This window comes from Chloroflexus sp. (genome assembly GCF_034435895.1).
In the GTDB taxonomy this organism is placed as follows: domain Bacteria; phylum Chloroflexota; class Chloroflexia; order Chloroflexales; family Chloroflexaceae; genus Chloroflexus.
In genome coordinates, this window is sequence record NZ_DAOTWH010000349.1 from 11,548 (window position 1) to 29,855 (window position 18,308).

The following is an 18,308-nucleotide window of genomic DNA, read 5'->3' on the forward strand; positions in this document are numbered from 1 at the left end:
GTTAATTGGTACTCTTTTCGCTACATGAATTTGTTACAATACTATCACGCAAGCACTCACCTTGCGCTGGTGATGCTATGAAGAATAAATCACTTCCAGTCCAATACTGTGTTCGCTTCACTGGCGGCTATATCCTGCTCGTGACGATATGGCTCTTAATCGTGCATCTCTGGATGCAGCAAGATCAAGCGCTACCGTCTTGGAAGCGATTGCCGCTCGATATCGGCTTTATCGCCGCCAGTGCCTTGTTCGGCTATAGCTTCATTACCCAGCTTTGGCATCAAATCGATTTGCAACGCGGCTTGAGCCGGTTAGCCACCCGGCTGCATCAACTATCCATTAACGCGCCGCCGTCACCGATCTTTGAGCAGGAAGTGTGCCGGTTGGCGGTCGAAGAAGTTGGTTTGCGTCTCGCATGGATTGGACTGGTTGATCCGGCAACGCAGCAAGTTGTGCCGGTAGCGCGCTGGGGGCCGGCCAGCGGTTATGTAGATTTGGTGCAGATCCGGTTGAATGACGCTGAGCGTGGTCGGGGCCCGACCGGAATGACGTTGCGGCTCGGCCAGCCGGCAGTCGCCGCCGATATTGCGACTGACCCACGAATGAAGCCATGGCGTGATGAAGCCTTGCCGCGCGGGTTGCGATCGTCGGCGGCGTTGCCGTTGCATATTGATGGCCGGGTGATCGGGACGCTGAATCTGTATGCTGGGCAGCCGACCTTTTTCAGTGACATAGTGATTGATATTGGCATGTTGTTGGCCGGGAATTTGGCCCGGATCGTCGAATCGCGCCAACGCGCCATTGAACGTGATGCGGCTCAAGCCGCATTTCACCAGAGCGAAGCCCGTTTTCGCCGCTTGGCTGAACAAGCGCCTGATATTATCTTTCGCTATGTGCTCGTGCCACAGCCACAGCTTGATCTCGTCAATCCGGCGGTGCGCGCTATTCTTGGCTATGAGCCGGAACAATTGCTCGCGCAGATGCCGGCGTTTAGCGAATTCATTGATCAACCGCAGATCGAGCAAGTTGAACGCTTGATCGCCCAAGGCCGCGGCCAGATTCTGTTGCACACCCGCCGGAGCGATGGCCAGTATGTCTGGCTCGATGTGCGCTTTGTGGTGGTTGATGGCGCCATCGAAGGGATTGCGCGCGATGTGACGGCGCAGGTCGAAGCGGCGGCCCGGCTGGCGCGCTACGAGCTGCTGAGCGCCCATGCCCGTGATATTGTCCTGTTTGTCCGGGCGCGTGACGGCCAAATCCTCGAAGCCAATACCGCTGCCGAACGCGCGTATGGTTATAGCCGGGCCGAACTCTGCGCCAAGACGATTTTTGACTTACGCGCGCCTGAGACGCGCCAGATCGTGCGTGATCAGATGACGCAGGCTAATACGCAGGGGATTTTGTTTGAAACGACGTATCTGCGCCGCGATGGCAGCGTATTTCAGGTTGAGGTGAGTTCGATTGGCGCTGATATTGGCAACGAACGAGTGCTGCTGAGCGTGATCCGCGATATTACCGAACGCAGAAAAGCCCAAGCTGAGCTCGATCTGCTGCGCACGGCGCTGAATGCATCGGCGCAAGCGATTGTGATTATCGATATTCACGGTGTGATTGAATGGGCGAACCCCTCATTTACCGTGTTGACCGGCTATCCAGTTGCCGAAGCCATTGGCCGGCATACCCGTCTGCTGCGCTCAGGCAAGCATGATCAGTCGTTTTACGCCGCGATGTGGGCGCAAATTCTTAGCGGCCAGCCGTGGCGGGGCGAGTTGATCAACCGTCGTAAAGACGGTTCGCTGTACCATGAAGAGATGACCATTACGCCGGTCAAGCGCGATGGCGTGATCGAGCATTTCATTGCCGTGAGGCAAGATATTTCCGAGCGCGTGCAACGCGAACGGAAGCAGGCGGTGATTGATGCGTTGGGTGAGGCGATGCGCCCCGCTCACAACCGATCCGAGTTGGCATGGGTGCTGGTTCGTCAATTGTATGAAATAGTCCAAGCCGATGCAGTGGCCTTGTGGCGGAAGCTGGATGATGAATGGCAGATCGAGCAGGTGTGCGGCGATGCCGTCCGCTTTGATCGTTTGGCCGATCAGTTGCCAAGGTGGCAAAAACAGTGGGGCAATTGTCTCTTGTTGCGCGAATCTGCTCCGGCTGATCTGATGCCCAATGGTGAAATTGTTATCGTGCCATTCCGCTGTGTTGATTGCGCTACCGATCATTGCTATGCAGTGGCGACATTGGTCTGCGCTCATCCTATCTCGGAACAAATGGTTGATCTCTTGGTTGCCGCTGCCGAACGGGTCGGCAACGCGCTGCGCCGCACCGAGTTGTTCGAGCAGATCCAGCGCGCCAATGACGAATTGCGCGCGGCCTGTGATGCCACCATCGAAGGCTGGGCCCGGGCCCTCGACCTGCGTGATCACGAGACCGAAGGCCATTCGCGCCGTGTAACGGAATTGACAATGCGCATCGCCGAGCGAATGGGGTTTGCGGACGAAGAGTTGGTGCATATCCGGCGAGGTGCGTTGCTGCACGATATTGGCAAGATGGGCATTCCCGATGCGATTTTGAATAAGCCCGGCCCGCTCGATGAGCGGGAATGGGTAATTATGCGCACCCATCCCACGCTGGCGGTTGAATTGCTGCGCCCGATCGCCTTCCTTGCCCCAGCGCTGGCCATCCCGTGGTGCCATCACGAGAAATGGGACGGTACCGGCTATCCGCGTGGTCTGCGCGGCGCCGATATTCCCTTGGCCGCGCGTATCTTTGCCGTAGTTGATGTCTACGATGCGCTGACCAGCGATCGCCCGTACCGGGCGGCTTGGTCGCCGGAACGCGCGTTGGCCTATCTCCGTGAACAGGCCGGCAGCCATTTCGATCCGCACGTGGTTGAGGTGTTTTTGGCGCTCTATGTCGAGAATGGGTATTCGTGGGACGGGTTTACCCGCGAGGAATCATGCCATGCTTGATCGCTGTAATACCGATGTGACGCTCGGCAAAGAGGAATATCAGCAGACTGCTCCCGAATTGCAGGTGCGGCTCTTTGATCTTGAGCAGATGTTGCTTGATGCCCGCATCCCGACCATCTTCGTCTTTGAAGGTTGGGCCGGCACCGCCAAGGCCCGCACGATCGCCACCCTGACCCGCCGCCTCGACCCGCGCGGTTTTCGCGTGCATTCGATCACGCCTCCCCGCACCTATGAACAACAGTATCCGTGGTTGTACCGCTTCTGGCTGAAGGTGCCGAGCTATGGCCAGATGACCTTCTTTGACCGTTCGTGGTATCGTGAGTTGCTAGCTGCCTACACCACCAACGGCGATCGCGATCAGTGGCGCACTCGCTGCGAAGACGCGGCGATCTTCGAGCGCCAATTGGCTGACGATGGCGCGCTGATCCTCAAGTTTTGGCTGCACATTACCAAAAAACAGCAGTCGCGCCGGTTTGCCAAGCTGTTGGCCGATCCGCTCAATGCGTGGCGCGTGACCGAAGAGGATTGCTGGCAGAACCGGCATTACCGGCGCGTGTATCGCGCGGTCGAAGAGATGCTGGCGCGCACCGATACCGCCTTTGCGCCGTGGCATATCATTCCGGCCGCTGATAAACGCTATGCACGCTTGACAGTGCTGCAAATTATTGTGGGGGCATTGGAAAGCCGGTTAGGGATCACTGCCGCCGATCGCGGCGCCAGCATTGACGATAGTGGGGTGGGGTTGCGACGCTATAATATGGCAATCCGGATGCCGGTGCTCGGCGCGGCTGATGGCAAACCGGCAGCAGTGGTGGCTATGCCTGCTGCTATGCCGAACCACCAGCTCGAACCGGCCCCGACGCCAGTCGTCACCACGCCCGCTGCGCCGCTGCTGCGCGCTGCGGGGCCGTTGCAGCGCATCGATCTGAGTTTGCACCTTGATGACGATACGTATCACCGCGAATTAAAGCAGTTGCAGGCCAAACTGTATCTGCTCGGCTTGCAGGTCTACCATCAAAAACGTCCAGTGGTATTCGTGTTTGAAGGCTGGGATGCCGCCGGCAAAGGCGGCGCTATCCAACGCCTGACCGCCGAACTCGATCCGCGCGCCTATACGGTGCATGCCATTGCCGCGCCTGCCGGCGACGACAAAGCGCGCCACTACCTCTATCGCTTCTGGCGCCGCTTGCCGCCCCGCGGCCAGTTTGCCGTCTTCGATCGTTCGTGGTATGGCCGGGTGCTGGTTGAGCGAGTCGAAGGCTTTGCCCGGCCCGATGAGTGGCGGCGGGCCTATGCCGAGATCAATCAATTCGAGCGCCAGTTGGTCGATTTCGGCGCGATTATCGCCAAGTTCTGGCTGCATATTAGTCCTGCAGAGCAACTGCGCCGGTTTGAAGAGCGCCAGAATGTGCCGTATAAGGCATGGAAACTGACCGATGAAGATTGGCGCAACCGCGATAAGTGGCCGCTCTATCTCGAAGCAGCCGATGAGATGTTGCTCCGTACGAGTACACCAGTTGCGCCGTGGACGATCGTCGAGGCGGAAGATAAGAAGTATGCCCGCATTAAGGTCTTGCGCACAGCAGTGCATGTGCTTGAATCTGAGTTGGGGCCGGTGAAATTGGAGTAGCACACGATGTTTGCCAAGCGATGGGTGCGTTGGAGTATAGCTATCATAGCGGGGTTGATAGTCGCGATCGGGTTAGAGCTGGCGCTTGGCTCTGGTGGTGGCGGCATGGGTGTGGCCGTAAGCTTGATCGGCGGCGGCGTGATTACTCATTGGCGCCAACGGGCCACTATCTCGTGCCGGATTGATGGCCCGCGCCTGCGTCCGTTGCAAGTCAGTGCGTTTGGCGTGATGGGCCTTGGCGTGCAGTGGTACCAGTTGCACGGCAGCGGCGCGGTCGCTACCCTCAGCGCGTTCTGGCCGGCGCTCGATGCATCGTGGCTGCCGTTGGCGCTGGTGGTTGCCGGTATGGGTTGGTTGGCCTTCCTGAGCATCAGCAGCGATTGCCGCGATGAGCAGTTACTGGCCGCGATGGGCGAACACGAACGTCCGTAAGGGCGATGCATACGTCGCCCTCAACATGCAGTACAATAACCCTAATCATCCGCGTTAAGTTGCACGAATCCGCCTATGCAGACACTCTGGCACGCTCTCGATTCGCAAGCCGAACGCCAGCCTGATCTCGTTTTCTTGCGTTTTGCCGATCAAGAGTGGCGCTACGCCGAAGCAGCCGGACTAGCCCGGCGCGCCGCTGGTGTCTTTGCCGAGCTTGGCGTGCGTCCCGGTGATCGGGTTGCGCTGATGCTCGGTAATACGCCTGATTACCTGTGGGCATGGTTTGGTTGCGCGTGTCTCGGCGCTGTGACGGTGCCGATCAACATTCACCTCAAGGGTGATGTGTTGCACTACATCCTTGACCACGCCGGCGCGACAGTGCTGGTGATCGAGCAACCGTTCGTTGATCGCGTCGAGGCGATGCGCGATCGCTTGCCGGCGTTGCGCCATCTCGTGGTGCGGGGTATGGCGACAGCGCCGGGCAGTTTCGCATGGCACGAGCTGCTTGCCGCAGCTCAGCACGCCGTTCCTGCTCCCGGCAATGCGACCGATCTGCACAGCATTCTCTACACCTCCGGCACTACCGGACCACCCAAAGGGGTGATGCTCAATCATCACGCCTACCTCCACTCGGCGGCGCTCTTCGCCGATGTCATGATCGGCGCGACAGCGGATGATGTCTTTGGCACCAGTCTGCCGCTCTTCCACATCAATGCGCAGGCCCATACCGTGTTGCCGGCGATCTACCGCGGCACGACGATCGCGCTGCTCGACCACTTCAGCGCCTCGCGCTACTGGCGGCAATTGGCCGATCTCGGCGCGACCATCTGCAATCTGCTGGCCGCGATGATCCCGATCTTAATGAAACAGCCGCCCTCGCCCAATGACCGTACCCACCGGGTACGCATCGCGGCCTGCGCGGCCACCCCGCCCGATTTGTGGCGCGCGTTTGAAGAGCGGTTTGGCCTGACCATCATCGAAGGCTATGGCCTGACCGAAACCACCGGTTTTTGCGTCGCCAATCCGCGTGACGCGGTGCGAGCGGGTACCTTCGGCATCGCGATGCCGGGGTTTGAGTTGGCGATCGTTGGCCCCGACGATACCCCGCTCCCACCCGGCGTTCCCGGCGAGATCGCGATTCGCCCGCAGCGTGACAATCTCATCATGATGGGGTATTACCGGCAGCCTGAGCAGACCGCGACCGCAATGCGCGGCGGCTGGTTCCATACCGGCGATCTTGGCCGGCTCGATGAGGCGGGGTACGCGATCTTCATCGACCGGCTCAAGCAGTCGATCCGGCGGCGCGGCGAGAATATTTCGTCATGGGAAGTTGAACGGGCAGTTAATGCGCACCCAGCCGTGCTTGAGAGCGCCGCGGTCGGTGTGCCGAGCGAATTGGGTGAAGAAGAGGTCAAGGTGGTGGTGGTGCTGCGCCCCGGCGCGACGCTCGATCCGCTCGAGTTGGTGCACTGGTGCGAAGAACGGCTGGCCTATTTCGCCGTGCCGCGTTACATCGAATTCCGTGACAGTTTGCCTAAAACGGCGACCGAGCGGGTCGAGAAGTACAAGCTCAAAGCTGAGGGGGTGGGTGCGGCGTGGGATCGTGAGGCGGCTGGCTACCGGATCAAGCGTTCGATGTGAGAGATAAGGTACGGGCGGGTTTGAAATCCGCCCGCATCAGATCCGCCCTACATCCCCACGATCAACGCCCGCTCGATCAATCCCGCTGCCGGTTGCTCGCGCAAGCCGACCTCGACGATCTGATTGGCGATCGTCAGCGCTGCCACGCCTGCCTCACCGCTGACGACCGGTTCGGCGCCGTTTCGCACTGCTTCGCAGAAGCTGCGCAGCTCTTCGTACAGCGGCTCGCGTCGCGGCACCTTCAGCCGGATGCTGCGACCCTCGCTGACCCCAATCAGCGCCAATTCCGGCCATGCCCGCCCTTGGCACGAATCGTTCTCGTAAAAGGTCAGGTCTTGAGTAAGGTAATTGGCCACAAACATCCCTCGCTCGCCGACGACGCTCAGCTCGCGGATCTTGGTCGGCGTCAGCCAGTTAATGTCGAGCACGCCGATCATGCCATTTTCAAACCGCAGTAGCGCCGAGAGCATATCTTCGTGGCTCTGGTGCAGGTGGCGGTGCAACTCGACATGCATCCGCGTGATCGGTGAACCGATCAGGTAGTTGAGAATATCGATCTCGTGCGTCGCGAGATCAACTACGACGCCGACATCCATAATCCGGGCCGGGAAGGGGCCAACCCGGCGTGACATAATCTGGAACAGGTTGCCTAACTCGTGGTTGTTCAATTGCTCTTTCAGCGCGATGATCGCTGGGTTAAACCGCTCGATGTGGCCAACAGTGAGGATCACGCCTTGCCGCTGCGCTGCCTCGATCAGCATCCAACCCTGCTCGACAGTCGCGGCAATTGGTTTCTCAATCAGCACATGCACGCCATGCCCAATCACCGCGCTCGCCACCGCAAAGTGGTATTTGGTCGGCACCACTACTGACACGAGATCGAGATTCTCGCTGCTCAGCATGTCGTGGTAATCGGTGTAGACGTGACAACGGTAGATGCTGGCCAGACTGTTCGCAGCCGCGAGATTGGTGTCACACACTGCAACCAGTTCGACCCCCGGCATACTCGCGTAGACGCGCGCGTGGTTGCGACCCATGCTGCCGACTCCGATTACCGCTGCCCGTAGTGTCCGTTGTTCCATGGCTCCCCTCCCCGTGCTATGACGTGTGATCAGTATGCCCCTTCGCCCTTCAAGAGCGCCGGGATGGTGCGATAAATGATCAACAAATCCAACCAGATCGAATAGTTGCGGATGTAGTGCATATCGAGCCGGACGCGATGCTCATACCCGAGATTGCTCCGCCCGCTGATCTGCCACAACCCGGTCAAGCCCGGTCGCACGGTCAACAAGTTATGCTGCCAGCGTCCGAAGTGATGCATCTCGCCGGCGGTGATCATGCGTGGCCCGACCAAGCTCATCTGGCCCAACAACACATTGAACAGTTGCGGAAGCTCATCAATGCTCGCGTGGCGCAAAAAGCGACCGATCGGCGTAATCCGGGGATCGTCCTTCAGCTTGCCGTGGGTGCGCAATGTTTCCCGCTGTTCCGGTGTGAGGCGCTGGTCGCCGTCAACGTACATGGTGCGGAACTTGAAGGCATCGAACTCGCGGTAGCCGACCCCGATCACGCGCCGGCGGTGGAAGATCGGGCCGGGACTATCGAGCTTAATCGCGATGGCAACGATCAGAAACAGCGGCGCGAGCAAGATGAGGCCAACCAGCGCCCCTACCCGATCGATGATCGTCTTCCCGATCGCATGCAAGCCGGTAATGCGCGTCTTGTTGAGGCTCAAGAGCGGCACCGCGCCTTGCTCGTGCACCTGCACGCCAATTGTGAGCAGATCAAACAACCCCGGCGCTAACCGCACTTCGAGTTGGTTCAGCAGATCCATGGCGCCATTGAGGTTGATCAGGCGTTCGCGGATCAAGTTGGTATCGGCAATAATAATCGTCTCAACATTCTGTTCTTTAACCAGTCGCGCAAAATCAGTGGTTGTCCCTAATACCCGCGCCTTGCCGGCAATCACTTCACTCCCCACCGGCAACCGGTCATCAATAAAACCCACAATCTGCGCGCCGGCCCGTTGCTCGGCCAGCAATTGCTCGGCAATGGCCCGGCCCTCTTCCGTAGCGCCGACCAACAAGACGCGCTCAAGCAGATGGCCGCGCCGCCGCAGCCAGTACACGATGCGGCGGAAGCCGAACCGCCACGCGATCGTCAAGCTAAACGAGAGGATCCAGCTCATCACCAACCAGCCGCGGGCCACGACAATATCCGGGAAAAAGAAGGTGAGCATCACGACCAGCAGCATCCCTTTGCTGGCGGCGTTGAAGACCTGATTGTATTCGTGGGTGCCGTTGAACAGGGCCGTGCGCTGGTACAACCCATGCATCGCAAACAGCGCGATCCAGCCGGGCACCAGCATTGCAATCAAGAGACTATAAAACTCTGGTTGCATGGCGCCTTCGGCAAAGATGGGCAAGTTGGTGAAGAAGCGCACCGCATACGCGAGCAGGAAGCTTACGGTAATCACCGCTGCGTCGCCTGCCATCAGCGCGCCGATTAGCGCCAGCTTCCGGTACGAGATGACCTCGCGGTCAAAATGGATGGCGGTTGGTTTGGTTAGCTCAACACTGGTCAGGCTCATACCTCACCTCAGGCGAGTGATAAAGCGGCTGCCGATGGATGCCGGGTAACGATCGGCTGGATCTGTTCTGCTACCGAGCGCGCAAAGGCGCAGACCGATTCGCCGTTGGTGAGTTGCGGGTAGATTTGGCCGGTATTGGCAAGGAACAGACCGTGAATGTCAGTGGTGATCGGCGGGATCAAGTCGGTTGCGCCAATCGGGTGAATCGGTTCCACATACCGTTCCCGCCCGATCCGGATTGCGGCGATGTCATCGTCGCGCAGATCGGGGAACATCTGCCGCAGATAGCCAAGGAAGACGTGCCGCAACTCATCGTCAGGCATACGGGCAAACCGGCTGTCAGCGGCGACGTATTTCGGCAGGTAGACGAGGTGATACCCGCCCACATATTGCGGATCGATCAAGTTGGTCGTCTCGATGACGCCGGTGAACGGAATGCGCTCGTCGGTGATATTGAGCGTGTAGTAGGGCGTCAGCCGGCGGCGCAGCACGACCAGCATGCAGACGATGCCCAAAAAGCCGTCGAGTTGGCCCCACCGCGCTGACACGGCTGCCGCTTCCGGTGGCAACAACCGGCGGGCAATCGGGGTTTGGGCCGTAATCACCACATGGTCGGCTGGAATTTCGTGACCATTGACCACCAACCCGCTGACGCGCCCATCCTCAACCTTGATCGTGTCAATCGTCGCGTTCAGCTCGATCTGGCCGCCGCGCTGCCGGATGGCCTCCGCCAGCGCATCGATCAGCTCTTGATAGCCGTTGGGCAGGTAGCACATTAACTCTTGGCTGCCGCCTTTGGTGCGGGTATCGGTTGTGCGCACCAGTCGCGACCAGATGTAGGTGGCCGGCACTTGGCTGAAATCGCCGTCGAACTTGGCCCGCAGCAGCGGCGCCCACACATGGCGCACTGTGCGCTCACCGCTCAGGCGGGTGAGCCACTCGGCGACCGGGAGTTGTTCGAGGCGGCGCCAGTCTTTGATCTGGCGGCAGGCAAGAATAGTGTAGGCGAGGCGCAGGCGATCGATCATGCGCAGCGGCGGAAAGCGTAGAAACTCGAGCGGCGTTGACATCGGGTAGATGGCGCCGTCGTGGTAAAAGCCCATCTTGGTCGCGGTATAGCGCAAGCGGCTGCGCAATCCAAGCTCATCGAACAGGTTCATCAGGGTGCGATCGCTACTGAGGATCGCGTGATAATAGCGATCGCACTCCATCCCGCCAAGCTCAGGAAAGCGCGTGCGGCCCATGAGCCCGCCGAGCGTGCTGGCGCGCTCCCACACCCGTACCGGTGTGCCGCGCTTGAGCAGCTCATACGCAAGGCTGAGCCCGAGAATGCCGCCGCCGATAATATCGACCATTGATTGCATCTCCCTTTCTTGACCCCGTTACCCATGTCCCGCCGCCAGCAGCATCAAGACCGGTCATCGCAGGTACTGGTGTCACGACGTTGCTAGGCGGTCACTGGCTCGCTCACGGTCAACGCATTGACCGCCGCTGCGATCTGGTGTAGCTCGTCGTTGCTCAACGCCGGATGCACCGGCAAAGCGATAATTTCCCGCGCCACCCGATCAGCTACCGGGGTTTCAGCTTCAATGCCTAACTTGCGGTATAGCGGTTGTTGCGGGATCGGCAGCGGGTAGAAGATCGCCGTGCCGACGCCGGCTGCATTCAGTTGTTTGATCGCCGCGTCGCGATCGCCTAACACCCGGATAGTGTACTGGTGGAAGACGTGCCGCACATCGGGTTGGACAAAGGGCGTAATGACGGCTGGGTGGCGAATCTGTTCGCTCAGAAACGCGGCGTTCGCGATCCGTTGTGAATTGAACCGATCGCACTTGGCCAATTGGGCCCGGCCAATCGCCGCCTGCAAGTCGGTCATCCGGAAGTTATAGCCAAGCAGTTCGTGGTAGTAGCGCACCCGGCTGCCATGGTTGCGCAGCAACCGTAACCGATCGGCAATGGCCGGATCGTTGGTCGTGATCATGCCGCCTTCGCCGCTGGTCACGTTTTTCGTTGCGTAGAGCGAGAAACACCCAACCCCAAAGCTGCCGACCGGTTGGCCGCGGTAGGTCGCGCCAATCGCTTGCGCGGCATCTTCGATCACGACCAGATGGTACCGCTGCGCTAACTCCATTATCGGCGCCATATCAGCTGGTTGCCCGTAGAGATGCACTGGCATGATCGCCCGCGTTCGCGAGGTGATCGCAGCCGCGATCAGATCGGGATTGATGTTGTAGGTGTGCGGATCGATATCGACGAACACCGGCGTCGCGCCTGCCATCAAGATGCTGTTGCCGGTGGCGATGAAGCTGAATGGCGTCGTGATCACTTCATCACTTGGCCCGATATTGTGGGCCAAGAGCGCGAGGTACAGCGCGACGGTGCCATTCATGACGGCAACGGCATGGCGTGTGCCGCACAACGCGGCAAATTCAGTCTCGAACCGCTCCACTTCCGGCCCTTGCGCGATCATGCCCGACCGCAGCACAGCGAGGACGGCCTCTTCTTCTTCGCGCCCAATCAGAGGACGGGCAACCGGGATCATAGCTAACCTCCTATTGCAACTGTCTGCAAGATTACCGGCTGGAGCGACAGTTCAATTCAATCTGCTGGCCCAAGTTGACCGCTAGCGCGTGGCAGATGATGCTATGAATGTCTTCCACTTGCGGCATCACGTGGTTGTTGATGTGCAGACCGATCTGGGCAATCTGGTGCAGGCGCCCGCCGTTGAAACCGGTCAGGCCAATTGTGACGGCGCCAACCGCATTACCCCACTCGATGGCGCGCACCACGTTCGGCGAATTGCCGCTGCCCGAAATGGCGACGATAACGTCGCCATCGCGATAGAGCGCCTTTAATTGCTCAACGAAGACATCGGCGTAGCTTTGATCGTTCGACCATGCGGTAATGAGCGGTACATTGTCGGTGAGGGCGATCGCGCGTACCCGGCGCGCTGCTGGTTTGATCGTCCACTTCGCCAAATCACAGACAAAATGCGAGGCAGTCGCGGCGCTGCCGCCATTCCCGCACACAAAAATGGTGGCATCGCGCTCATATGCTGCCCACAGCGCATCAGCCACTTGTTGCAGTGACGCCTGCGGCAGTTGCTCAAGCGTCTGGCGGATTTGGCTAAAATATGACGTGAGTGTGTTCATGATCCTCTCCTAATGCGGTGACGTTAACGAGAGCTAGGAACGCGCAACCATCAACATACCGGCGCAGATCACAAGCACGCCGGCGGCACGCAGCGGGTTGACCTGTTCATGCAACACGAGCCACGCCAACAGGAAGATGATGATATGGTTGAGACTCACGAACGGGTAGGCTACGCTGAGTTCGATCCGCGAGAGCGTGATCAGCCAGAAGAAGGTGCCAATGCCATAGATGAGCAGGCCGCCAATGACCATTGGCGAGGTGACGATGCGCAAAATAATGCTGGGAGTCGAGTCTAAGGTCAGCGCCAATGGCCCCATCGCGCCCATTCCCTGCTTTAGCATCATCTGACCGATCACACCCAGCGCAGTGGCGATCAAAATCAGCATAATCGTGCTCATAGCCAGTTTGCCCTTTCGTGGCGTTGGTTGCTCGGTTTCCGCGGCGTCCGCAAGTGCGGTCGTTACAATCGTGCGTTCTTCCACCTGTTGCATGCGTTTCTCCCATCATCTCGCAGCCGTTGATTATTGGCTGCGCGGTAGCGCTTTGGTTCGCGGCTGCGCTCCTAACCGGCGGCGCAGAATGCCGGCCATGTATCGGAGGTGGGTTTTCGTGATTTGCCACACCCGCGCTTTCGATTGCCCGTACTGGCGCACCCGCAGCGTGGTGGGGTATTCGGCGACGCGATAGCCGCTGAGGAGCGCTTCAACCAACCATTCAGTCACCATCAAAAAGCCGTCGGCAGAGGTGGTGACCCGTTCGATGACTTCACGCCGGCAAGCGCGGAAGAGGGCAGTGTAGGTGTGGATGCGCGGATTGACCAGCACGCGATAACAGAGCGAAGCGGATTTGCTGATGAAGACCCGGTAGGCCGGTACGTTCTCGATCCCGCCGCCTGCGTGATACGGCGACGCTGTCACCAGATCGACATCGGGTTTGAGCCGGTCGAGCAACGCCGGGATCTCGCTGAACGGGTAGGTGCCATCACTATCGCAGGTAACAATCACGTCACCCGTGGCATGCGCGAAGCCGGTGCGGAGGGCGGCTCCTAAACCGCGATTGGTGGAGTGATGCGCAATGACCGTATCGGGCCAGCCGCCAAAGGTCTGCTCCAGCAATTCGCCAGTGCCGTCACGGCTGCCATCATTGACCAGCACCAGTTGGATCCGCCCGCGCTCGCGGAGGGTGGCCAGCGCCTGCGTGAGCCGCTCGCGCATTGCATCCATGCCTTCAGCTTCGTTGTAGCAGGGGATCACAATCGATATATCGTATCCGGTCATGACCTTCTCCTCGTAAACAGGCGCCGGTGATGAGCGAGAGCGTGGTGTTGAATGGAACGCGCTACTACAGTGCCATTCAAATTATCTGCGCATGAGCTAAAGATGCTCTGAAGATTAGCGTGGAAAAAATAAACATTTATTCATCGCTAGCGGTGACGCAGTGAGGCGCCGGCTGAAGCGTAGACGGCTTCCAGCCGGCTCACACTCTGCTGCCAGTTGTGGTGGCGCTCGACGTACAGCCGCCCCGCTTGCCCAATCGCGACGCGGCGCTCATCATCATCGAGCAAGGTGAGGATGGCGTGGGCGAAGCTGCCGGCATCCTCGGCCACAACCAGATCGCGTCCGGGTTGCGCGCTGAGCGCAACCGTCGCTTGGCGGGCGGTAATGACGGGGGTGGCGGTGGCCATCGCTTCCAGCACTTTATTCTGCACCCCTACGCCATAACGAATGGGTGCAACCGCCAAGGTGGCTTCGGTGAGGTAGGGGCGCAAATCGGGTACGGCGCCGGTCACGGTGACCCGCGGATCGCGGGCATAGGCGCGCAGGCGCGGCCCCGGCTCGGCTCCGGCCAAGGTGACGGTCACTTCGGCCCGTTTGGCCCACACCAGCGGCATAATGTCTTCAATCAAGTAGCGGGCGGCGGCCTCGTTCGCGTGATAGCTCATCTTGCCGGTGAAGACAAGGTGATGCGGACGGCGCGGGCCGGTGTAGGCTTGAAAGTAGGTTAGATCGACCCCGTTTGGCGCGACGATGATGGGGCTGCCTCCCGGACGGTCGAGGGCGCGGTTGAGGGTGAGTAAGCTCCAGCGGTCTTCCGGCGATGTCACTGCAATCGCAGCGAAGCGGTGTGGGTAGGCGGCTTCGTAACGCCGGGTGCGGGCCAGATCGATCAACGCGCGCAGCCGGCTGCTCAGGTTGGCGCCGCGCCGTAGCGTGCGCTCGAATAAGAGGGTGATGCTGTCAACCGCATCGAGCACGGCGGGAGGGCCGTCGCCGCACTGGCGCAAGGCGGCGCGGATGATCTCAGCCGCACGGAGATGTTCGATGTGGATGACGTGATGGGTACCCTGCTTGATTTCGTGCGCGACCGCCGCAACCATCGCCGGGGTAAGGCAGTGCGCCGCTTGCAGTGGCAATTCGCCCGGTACGGCGCGCATATATGCCAGCAGGTGATCGGTGCGCTGTACCGGCACTGCTACCACGCGCCGGCAGATCGCGCGCAGTTCGGTGAGGGCCGCCGTATTGTCGGCGGCGCACACCAGCGTGATCGCATGCCCGCGTTGGGCTAAATGCCGGATGAATTGGTACGGGCGTACGCGGATCGGTGATGGGGTGTAGGGCGCAACAAACAAAATGTTCATCATCGCTGCCCCGCTGACAGAGAATTGGCTCGTTGCAGTGCGGTGGCGTACAGGTGATCGATAGCTGGACAGACCACCCGCCAGTCGTAACGTTCTTCGGCGACGCGCCGCCCTTGCGCAGCTAATCGTCGTCCGAGCTCCGGATCGCGTAGGAGCCGGATCAACGCTTCGGCAAACGCCTGCGGTGTGTCACCCACCAGCAGGTGTTCTCCCGGCGTGAGGTCAATTCCTTCGTACCCGATGGTCGTTGAGACGATCGGCAAGTCGCGGGCTAAAGCTTCCAAAATCTTCACCCGCATGCCGCCGCCGGCATGCACCGGCACGATCAAGGCTGCCGTCCGTGCGAGGTATGGGCGCGGATCGGCGACGTAGCCAGGCACTTCAATCGCGGGATCGGCGGCCAACTGGCGCACCGTCTCCGGCGGTCGCGAGCCAACCAACGCCACCCGTGCCTGAGGCACGGCTTGCCGCACCAACGGCCAGACTTCACGGGCAAACCAGAGCACGCCATCGACGTTGGGCGGCCAAAACATCGTCGCCATGCTGAGGATCGTATCGGGCGCGCTGTGCCGTTGCACCGGCGCTTCACTGCGCGCATCGATCGCAATTGGAATGATCGCCGTGGGCGGTAATGCGACTCCAGCGTCGGCGGCGGCCAGCTTGAGAAACGCATAATCCGGTTCGCTGACCGCTAGCATGCCATCAAAGCGCGCGCACAACCGCGCCTCGGCCCGCCGCAGCCGGCGCGCTTCGATGTGCAAGCCGATCCGCCGGATCAGATCAGATCGGGCCGCCATGCGGGCGACGATCGTCCATACGGCATTGTGTTGGTCAATGATCCGCGCCCCCCCCGGTAAATCAACCGCAAACGGCGCCATATTGAGCTGGTCGGCATGAATGATGTCAAAATGCTCACGCGCCGTCAGTTGGCGCAGCAACTGGTGCAGTTCCGGCGAGGCGTCGCGGCTGAGAATGAACGACTCGCCAGTGAGGGCGCTCTTGAGCAAAAAGCGCGCATCTTTCCAACGCGAACGCTGAAACGGCACCGTGTACACTTCACGGCAGATCCGGCGGAGCGATTCGGCATGGGCGCGCTCTTGCTCATTCCGCACCAGCGAGACCAGCGTGACCTCGTGGCGCTCGCACAGATATTGCAACACGTTGTAGGTCTTGATCTTGGGGCCGCTGTCGGGCGGGTAGGGCGCGATCAGCGTCAGCATCAAAATACGCATGAGTTCACCTCTGGGCAGGCGGCGCCACGGGTTTGGTTGGCGGTGTAGCGGCTGGGCACGTGGTCGCGCGTTCGGTTGCTTCCAGCGGGCGCAATAAGATGATGATGCCGGCGAGCAATCCGGCGAGTAGCGGCAACAAGCTAGCCGCTCCCTCAAGTTGCAAGACCATGCCGGCATTGCGGGCAATCTCGCCCTGTTGCCATGCCGGAATCACATACTCGCGCCACGTAGCCCTGATGGCGTCGCTGGGGAAGAGCTGAGTTGCCGTTGCCTCCATCCAAATAAGGACAAATGAGACGCTGAGCAAGCCGAATGCGCCAAGGCGCCACTCGATCCGGCCCCAGCAGTGCCCGATCAAGAGCGCCGCCGGCAGAGCAAGGAAGGGAATCAGCGGCACGATATAGCGCGGCCCGGCGGCGAATCCGCCCCACCACATAATCGACGACCCGTAGAAGAGCAGAAAAGCCAGTGGCACTAGCACCAACACCCACCACTCGGCCCGCTGCTCGCGCCGTCGCCAGCCGATCCAGTAGGCCGGCAATGCGAGCAAGAGCCATGGCGCGCGGAAGAAGAGACCGCGGAATTCGCTGAAGGTCAAGCCCCAGATGGCTTCCCACTGGGGGGCCGTGAGGCTCATGAAACCGGTATGGTGCTGCTCTTGCCAGAGCGCGGAATAGGCGTAGCCGATGGGCCACGGCGTGCCAAAGGCGGCAAGGTCATAGCCGATCAACAACGCTCCCGGCAACGTGCCTCCCGCCGCCATCGCTGGCAACCAGCGCCAGCCGCGCCGGTAGAGCACGTACAATCCGATAATGGCGGCTGCCGGCGCCGCCGGGTATTCGCTGATCACGGCCCAGCCAAGCAGCAGTCCAACCAGCGCACCGCTGGCCCACGGCGACCAGCGCGCTGGTGGCGACCACGCTAAGGCGAAGGCGGTAAAGAGGAGCACGGCCACTAACTGGTGGGCGTAGAAGTTGCTGGCGTACGGCGCGGCGCTGGTGGCTAACCCATACCCCAGCGCGCCGATGCTGGCTGGCGCCGGCGCCACACCGAGCCGTTGCAGCACCAGAAAGAAGAAACCGCCAAATAACGCCGCCGGCAACGCAACCACGATCAGCGTGAGCAGATACTGCACCAAGGCAAACCGGATCTTGTCAGCCCGCAAGCCGCTGCCATCGGGCTTGAGCGTCTCTTCAAACCGGCTGCCGATCCGCTCGAATTGGGCTTGCACCGGCGGCGCGTCAAGCAATGGCCGGATGGCGGCGTAGATCGGGATGCCGAGAAATGACAAACCCGGCGGTTTATCGGTGTAGGCGTGGCCATTGTACAGCGCATAGTCGCCAGTATTTGCAACATAGCGATCAATTTTTGGCGTGCCATCGTCAACTAGCGCCAACACTAAATTTAACCGCGAGTTCTGGTTCCAGTCCGACCAGCGCGGCAAGACGTAGGCATAACTGAAGAACAGCAGAAAGACGATCAGCCAAAAACGACGCATAGCGATCCTTTCATCCGGTTATGGTTCCCGTCGCTGCCACAGCGTGTATGGCCCGGCGCTGTAGATGATGGTGTACTCACGCGCTAAATCATCGACATGATAGATGCTGGTATACGCGCTAAATGGCCCGGTCAGCACGTATGGCGGCTGGGCAGCGAGGCCATCGTAAGCCACCGGCGGCCCGCCCAACCATGCCTGCCGCACCGCCGGATCAAGCAGTTCGGTGGGCACGTAGTGGTAGGCGTGGTCGGTGAACGTGGCTAGTTCTGGTTCCCATGTCTCGATGATGCGGTCAGCGGGAACGGTCTGGTTGAGGAACGCTGCCATCCGGTGCGCTGAATCATCGGGTGTAAACACCACCCGCGCAGTTAGGCTCAGCGAGAAGCCGATCACCAACGCCAGATACGCGCCGGCGGCTCCGGCCAGCAGTGGTTGCCGGCGTTGCCAGAGCCAACCGATCAGGTCAGCGATCATCCGCGCCACCGCCGGCGCGCCGAGGGCCACTGCCGGGAAGGCGTA

At 60.4% G+C, this 18,308-nt stretch carries 14 protein-coding genes and 1 pseudogene; 4 read left to right on the top strand and 11 right to left on the bottom strand.

The annotated features are described in order from the left end of the window. Positions 1-77: 77 nt before the first annotated feature. The 4 genes from U9R81_RS19140 (at position 78) to U9R81_RS19155 (ending at position 6,678) form a co-directional block, all read left to right on the top strand. On the top strand, positions 78-2,975 hold the full coding sequence (locus U9R81_RS19140) for a PAS domain S-box protein (protein WP_322497010.1): 2,898 nt from the start codon (positions 78-80) through the stop codon (positions 2,973-2,975). Beyond that, positions 2,968-4,605: a hypothetical protein gene (locus tag U9R81_RS19145; protein ID WP_322497011.1), complete on the top strand. Its 1,638-nt coding sequence runs from the start codon at positions 2,968-2,970 to the stop codon at positions 4,603-4,605. Before U9R81_RS19140 ends, U9R81_RS19145 begins: the two co-directional genes overlap by 8 nt. Positions 4,606-4,611: 6 nt before the next feature. Continuing rightward, positions 4,612-5,037, top strand: a complete 426-nt coding sequence (locus tag U9R81_RS19150) for a hypothetical protein (RefSeq protein ID WP_322497012.1) — start codon at positions 4,612-4,614, stop codon at positions 5,035-5,037. A gap of 75 nt (positions 5,038-5,112) precedes the next feature. Then, complete coding sequence (locus U9R81_RS19155) at positions 5,113-6,678, top strand: ATP-dependent acyl-CoA ligase (RefSeq protein WP_322497013.1); 1,566 nt, start codon at positions 5,113-5,115, stop codon at positions 6,676-6,678. Positions 6,679-6,725: 47 nt separating this feature from the next. On the opposite strand, the gene U9R81_RS19160 is transcribed toward U9R81_RS19155, so the two are convergent. The 11 genes and pseudogenes from U9R81_RS19160 to U9R81_RS19210 form a co-directional block, all read right to left on the bottom strand. Next, positions 6,726-7,760 (bottom strand): Gfo/Idh/MocA family oxidoreductase, encoded by a 1,035-nt coding sequence (locus U9R81_RS19160; protein WP_322497014.1) that lies wholly within the window; start codon positions 7,758-7,760, stop codon positions 6,726-6,728. Between the two features lie 29 nt (positions 7,761-7,789). Beyond that, positions 7,790-9,268, bottom strand: a complete 1,479-nt coding sequence (locus tag U9R81_RS19165) for a sugar transferase (protein WP_322497015.1) — start codon at positions 9,266-9,268, stop codon at positions 7,790-7,792. A gap of 8 nt (positions 9,269-9,276) precedes the next feature. Next, the gene (locus tag U9R81_RS19170) at positions 9,277-10,623 is read right to left on the bottom strand and encodes an NAD(P)/FAD-dependent oxidoreductase (RefSeq protein ID WP_322497016.1); all 1,347 of its coding nucleotides are present in this window, start codon (positions 10,621-10,623) and stop codon (positions 9,277-9,279) included. Between the two features lie 92 nt (positions 10,624-10,715). Further along, entirely contained in the window at positions 10,716-11,810 is a 1,095-nt protein-coding gene (locus U9R81_RS19175; protein WP_322497017.1) for a DegT/DnrJ/EryC1/StrS family aminotransferase, read from the bottom strand. 31 nt (positions 11,811-11,841) lie between these two features. Beyond that, complete coding sequence (locus U9R81_RS19180) at positions 11,842-12,420, bottom strand: SIS domain-containing protein (protein ID WP_322497018.1); 579 nt, start codon at positions 12,418-12,420, stop codon at positions 11,842-11,844. 33 nt (positions 12,421-12,453) lie between these two features. Beyond that, positions 12,454-12,912 (bottom strand): EamA family transporter, encoded by a 459-nt coding sequence (locus tag U9R81_RS19185; protein WP_322497019.1) that lies wholly within the window; start codon positions 12,910-12,912, stop codon positions 12,454-12,456. Positions 12,913-12,942: 30 nt separating this feature from the next. Then, positions 12,943-13,698 (bottom strand): glycosyltransferase family 2 protein, encoded by a 756-nt coding sequence (locus tag U9R81_RS19190; RefSeq protein WP_322497020.1) that lies wholly within the window; start codon positions 13,696-13,698, stop codon positions 12,943-12,945. A gap of 146 nt (positions 13,699-13,844) precedes the next feature. Further along, complete coding sequence (locus tag U9R81_RS19195) at positions 13,845-15,062, bottom strand: glycosyltransferase (protein WP_322497021.1); 1,218 nt, start codon at positions 15,060-15,062, stop codon at positions 13,845-13,847. After that, a complete protein-coding gene (locus tag U9R81_RS19200) occupies positions 15,059-16,291 on the bottom strand; it encodes a glycosyltransferase family 4 protein (RefSeq protein WP_322497022.1) in 1,233 nt (410 codons plus the stop codon). The genes U9R81_RS19195 and U9R81_RS19200 overlap by 4 nt, the downstream gene beginning before the upstream one ends. Before the next feature lie 4 nt (positions 16,292-16,295). Continuing rightward, complete coding sequence (locus tag U9R81_RS19205) at positions 16,296-17,789, bottom strand: hypothetical protein (RefSeq protein WP_322497023.1); 1,494 nt, start codon at positions 17,787-17,789, stop codon at positions 16,296-16,298. Positions 17,790-17,807: 18 nt separating this feature from the next. Next, positions 17,808-18,308: pseudogene (locus U9R81_RS19210) on the bottom strand (glycosyl transferase); the annotation flags it as partial.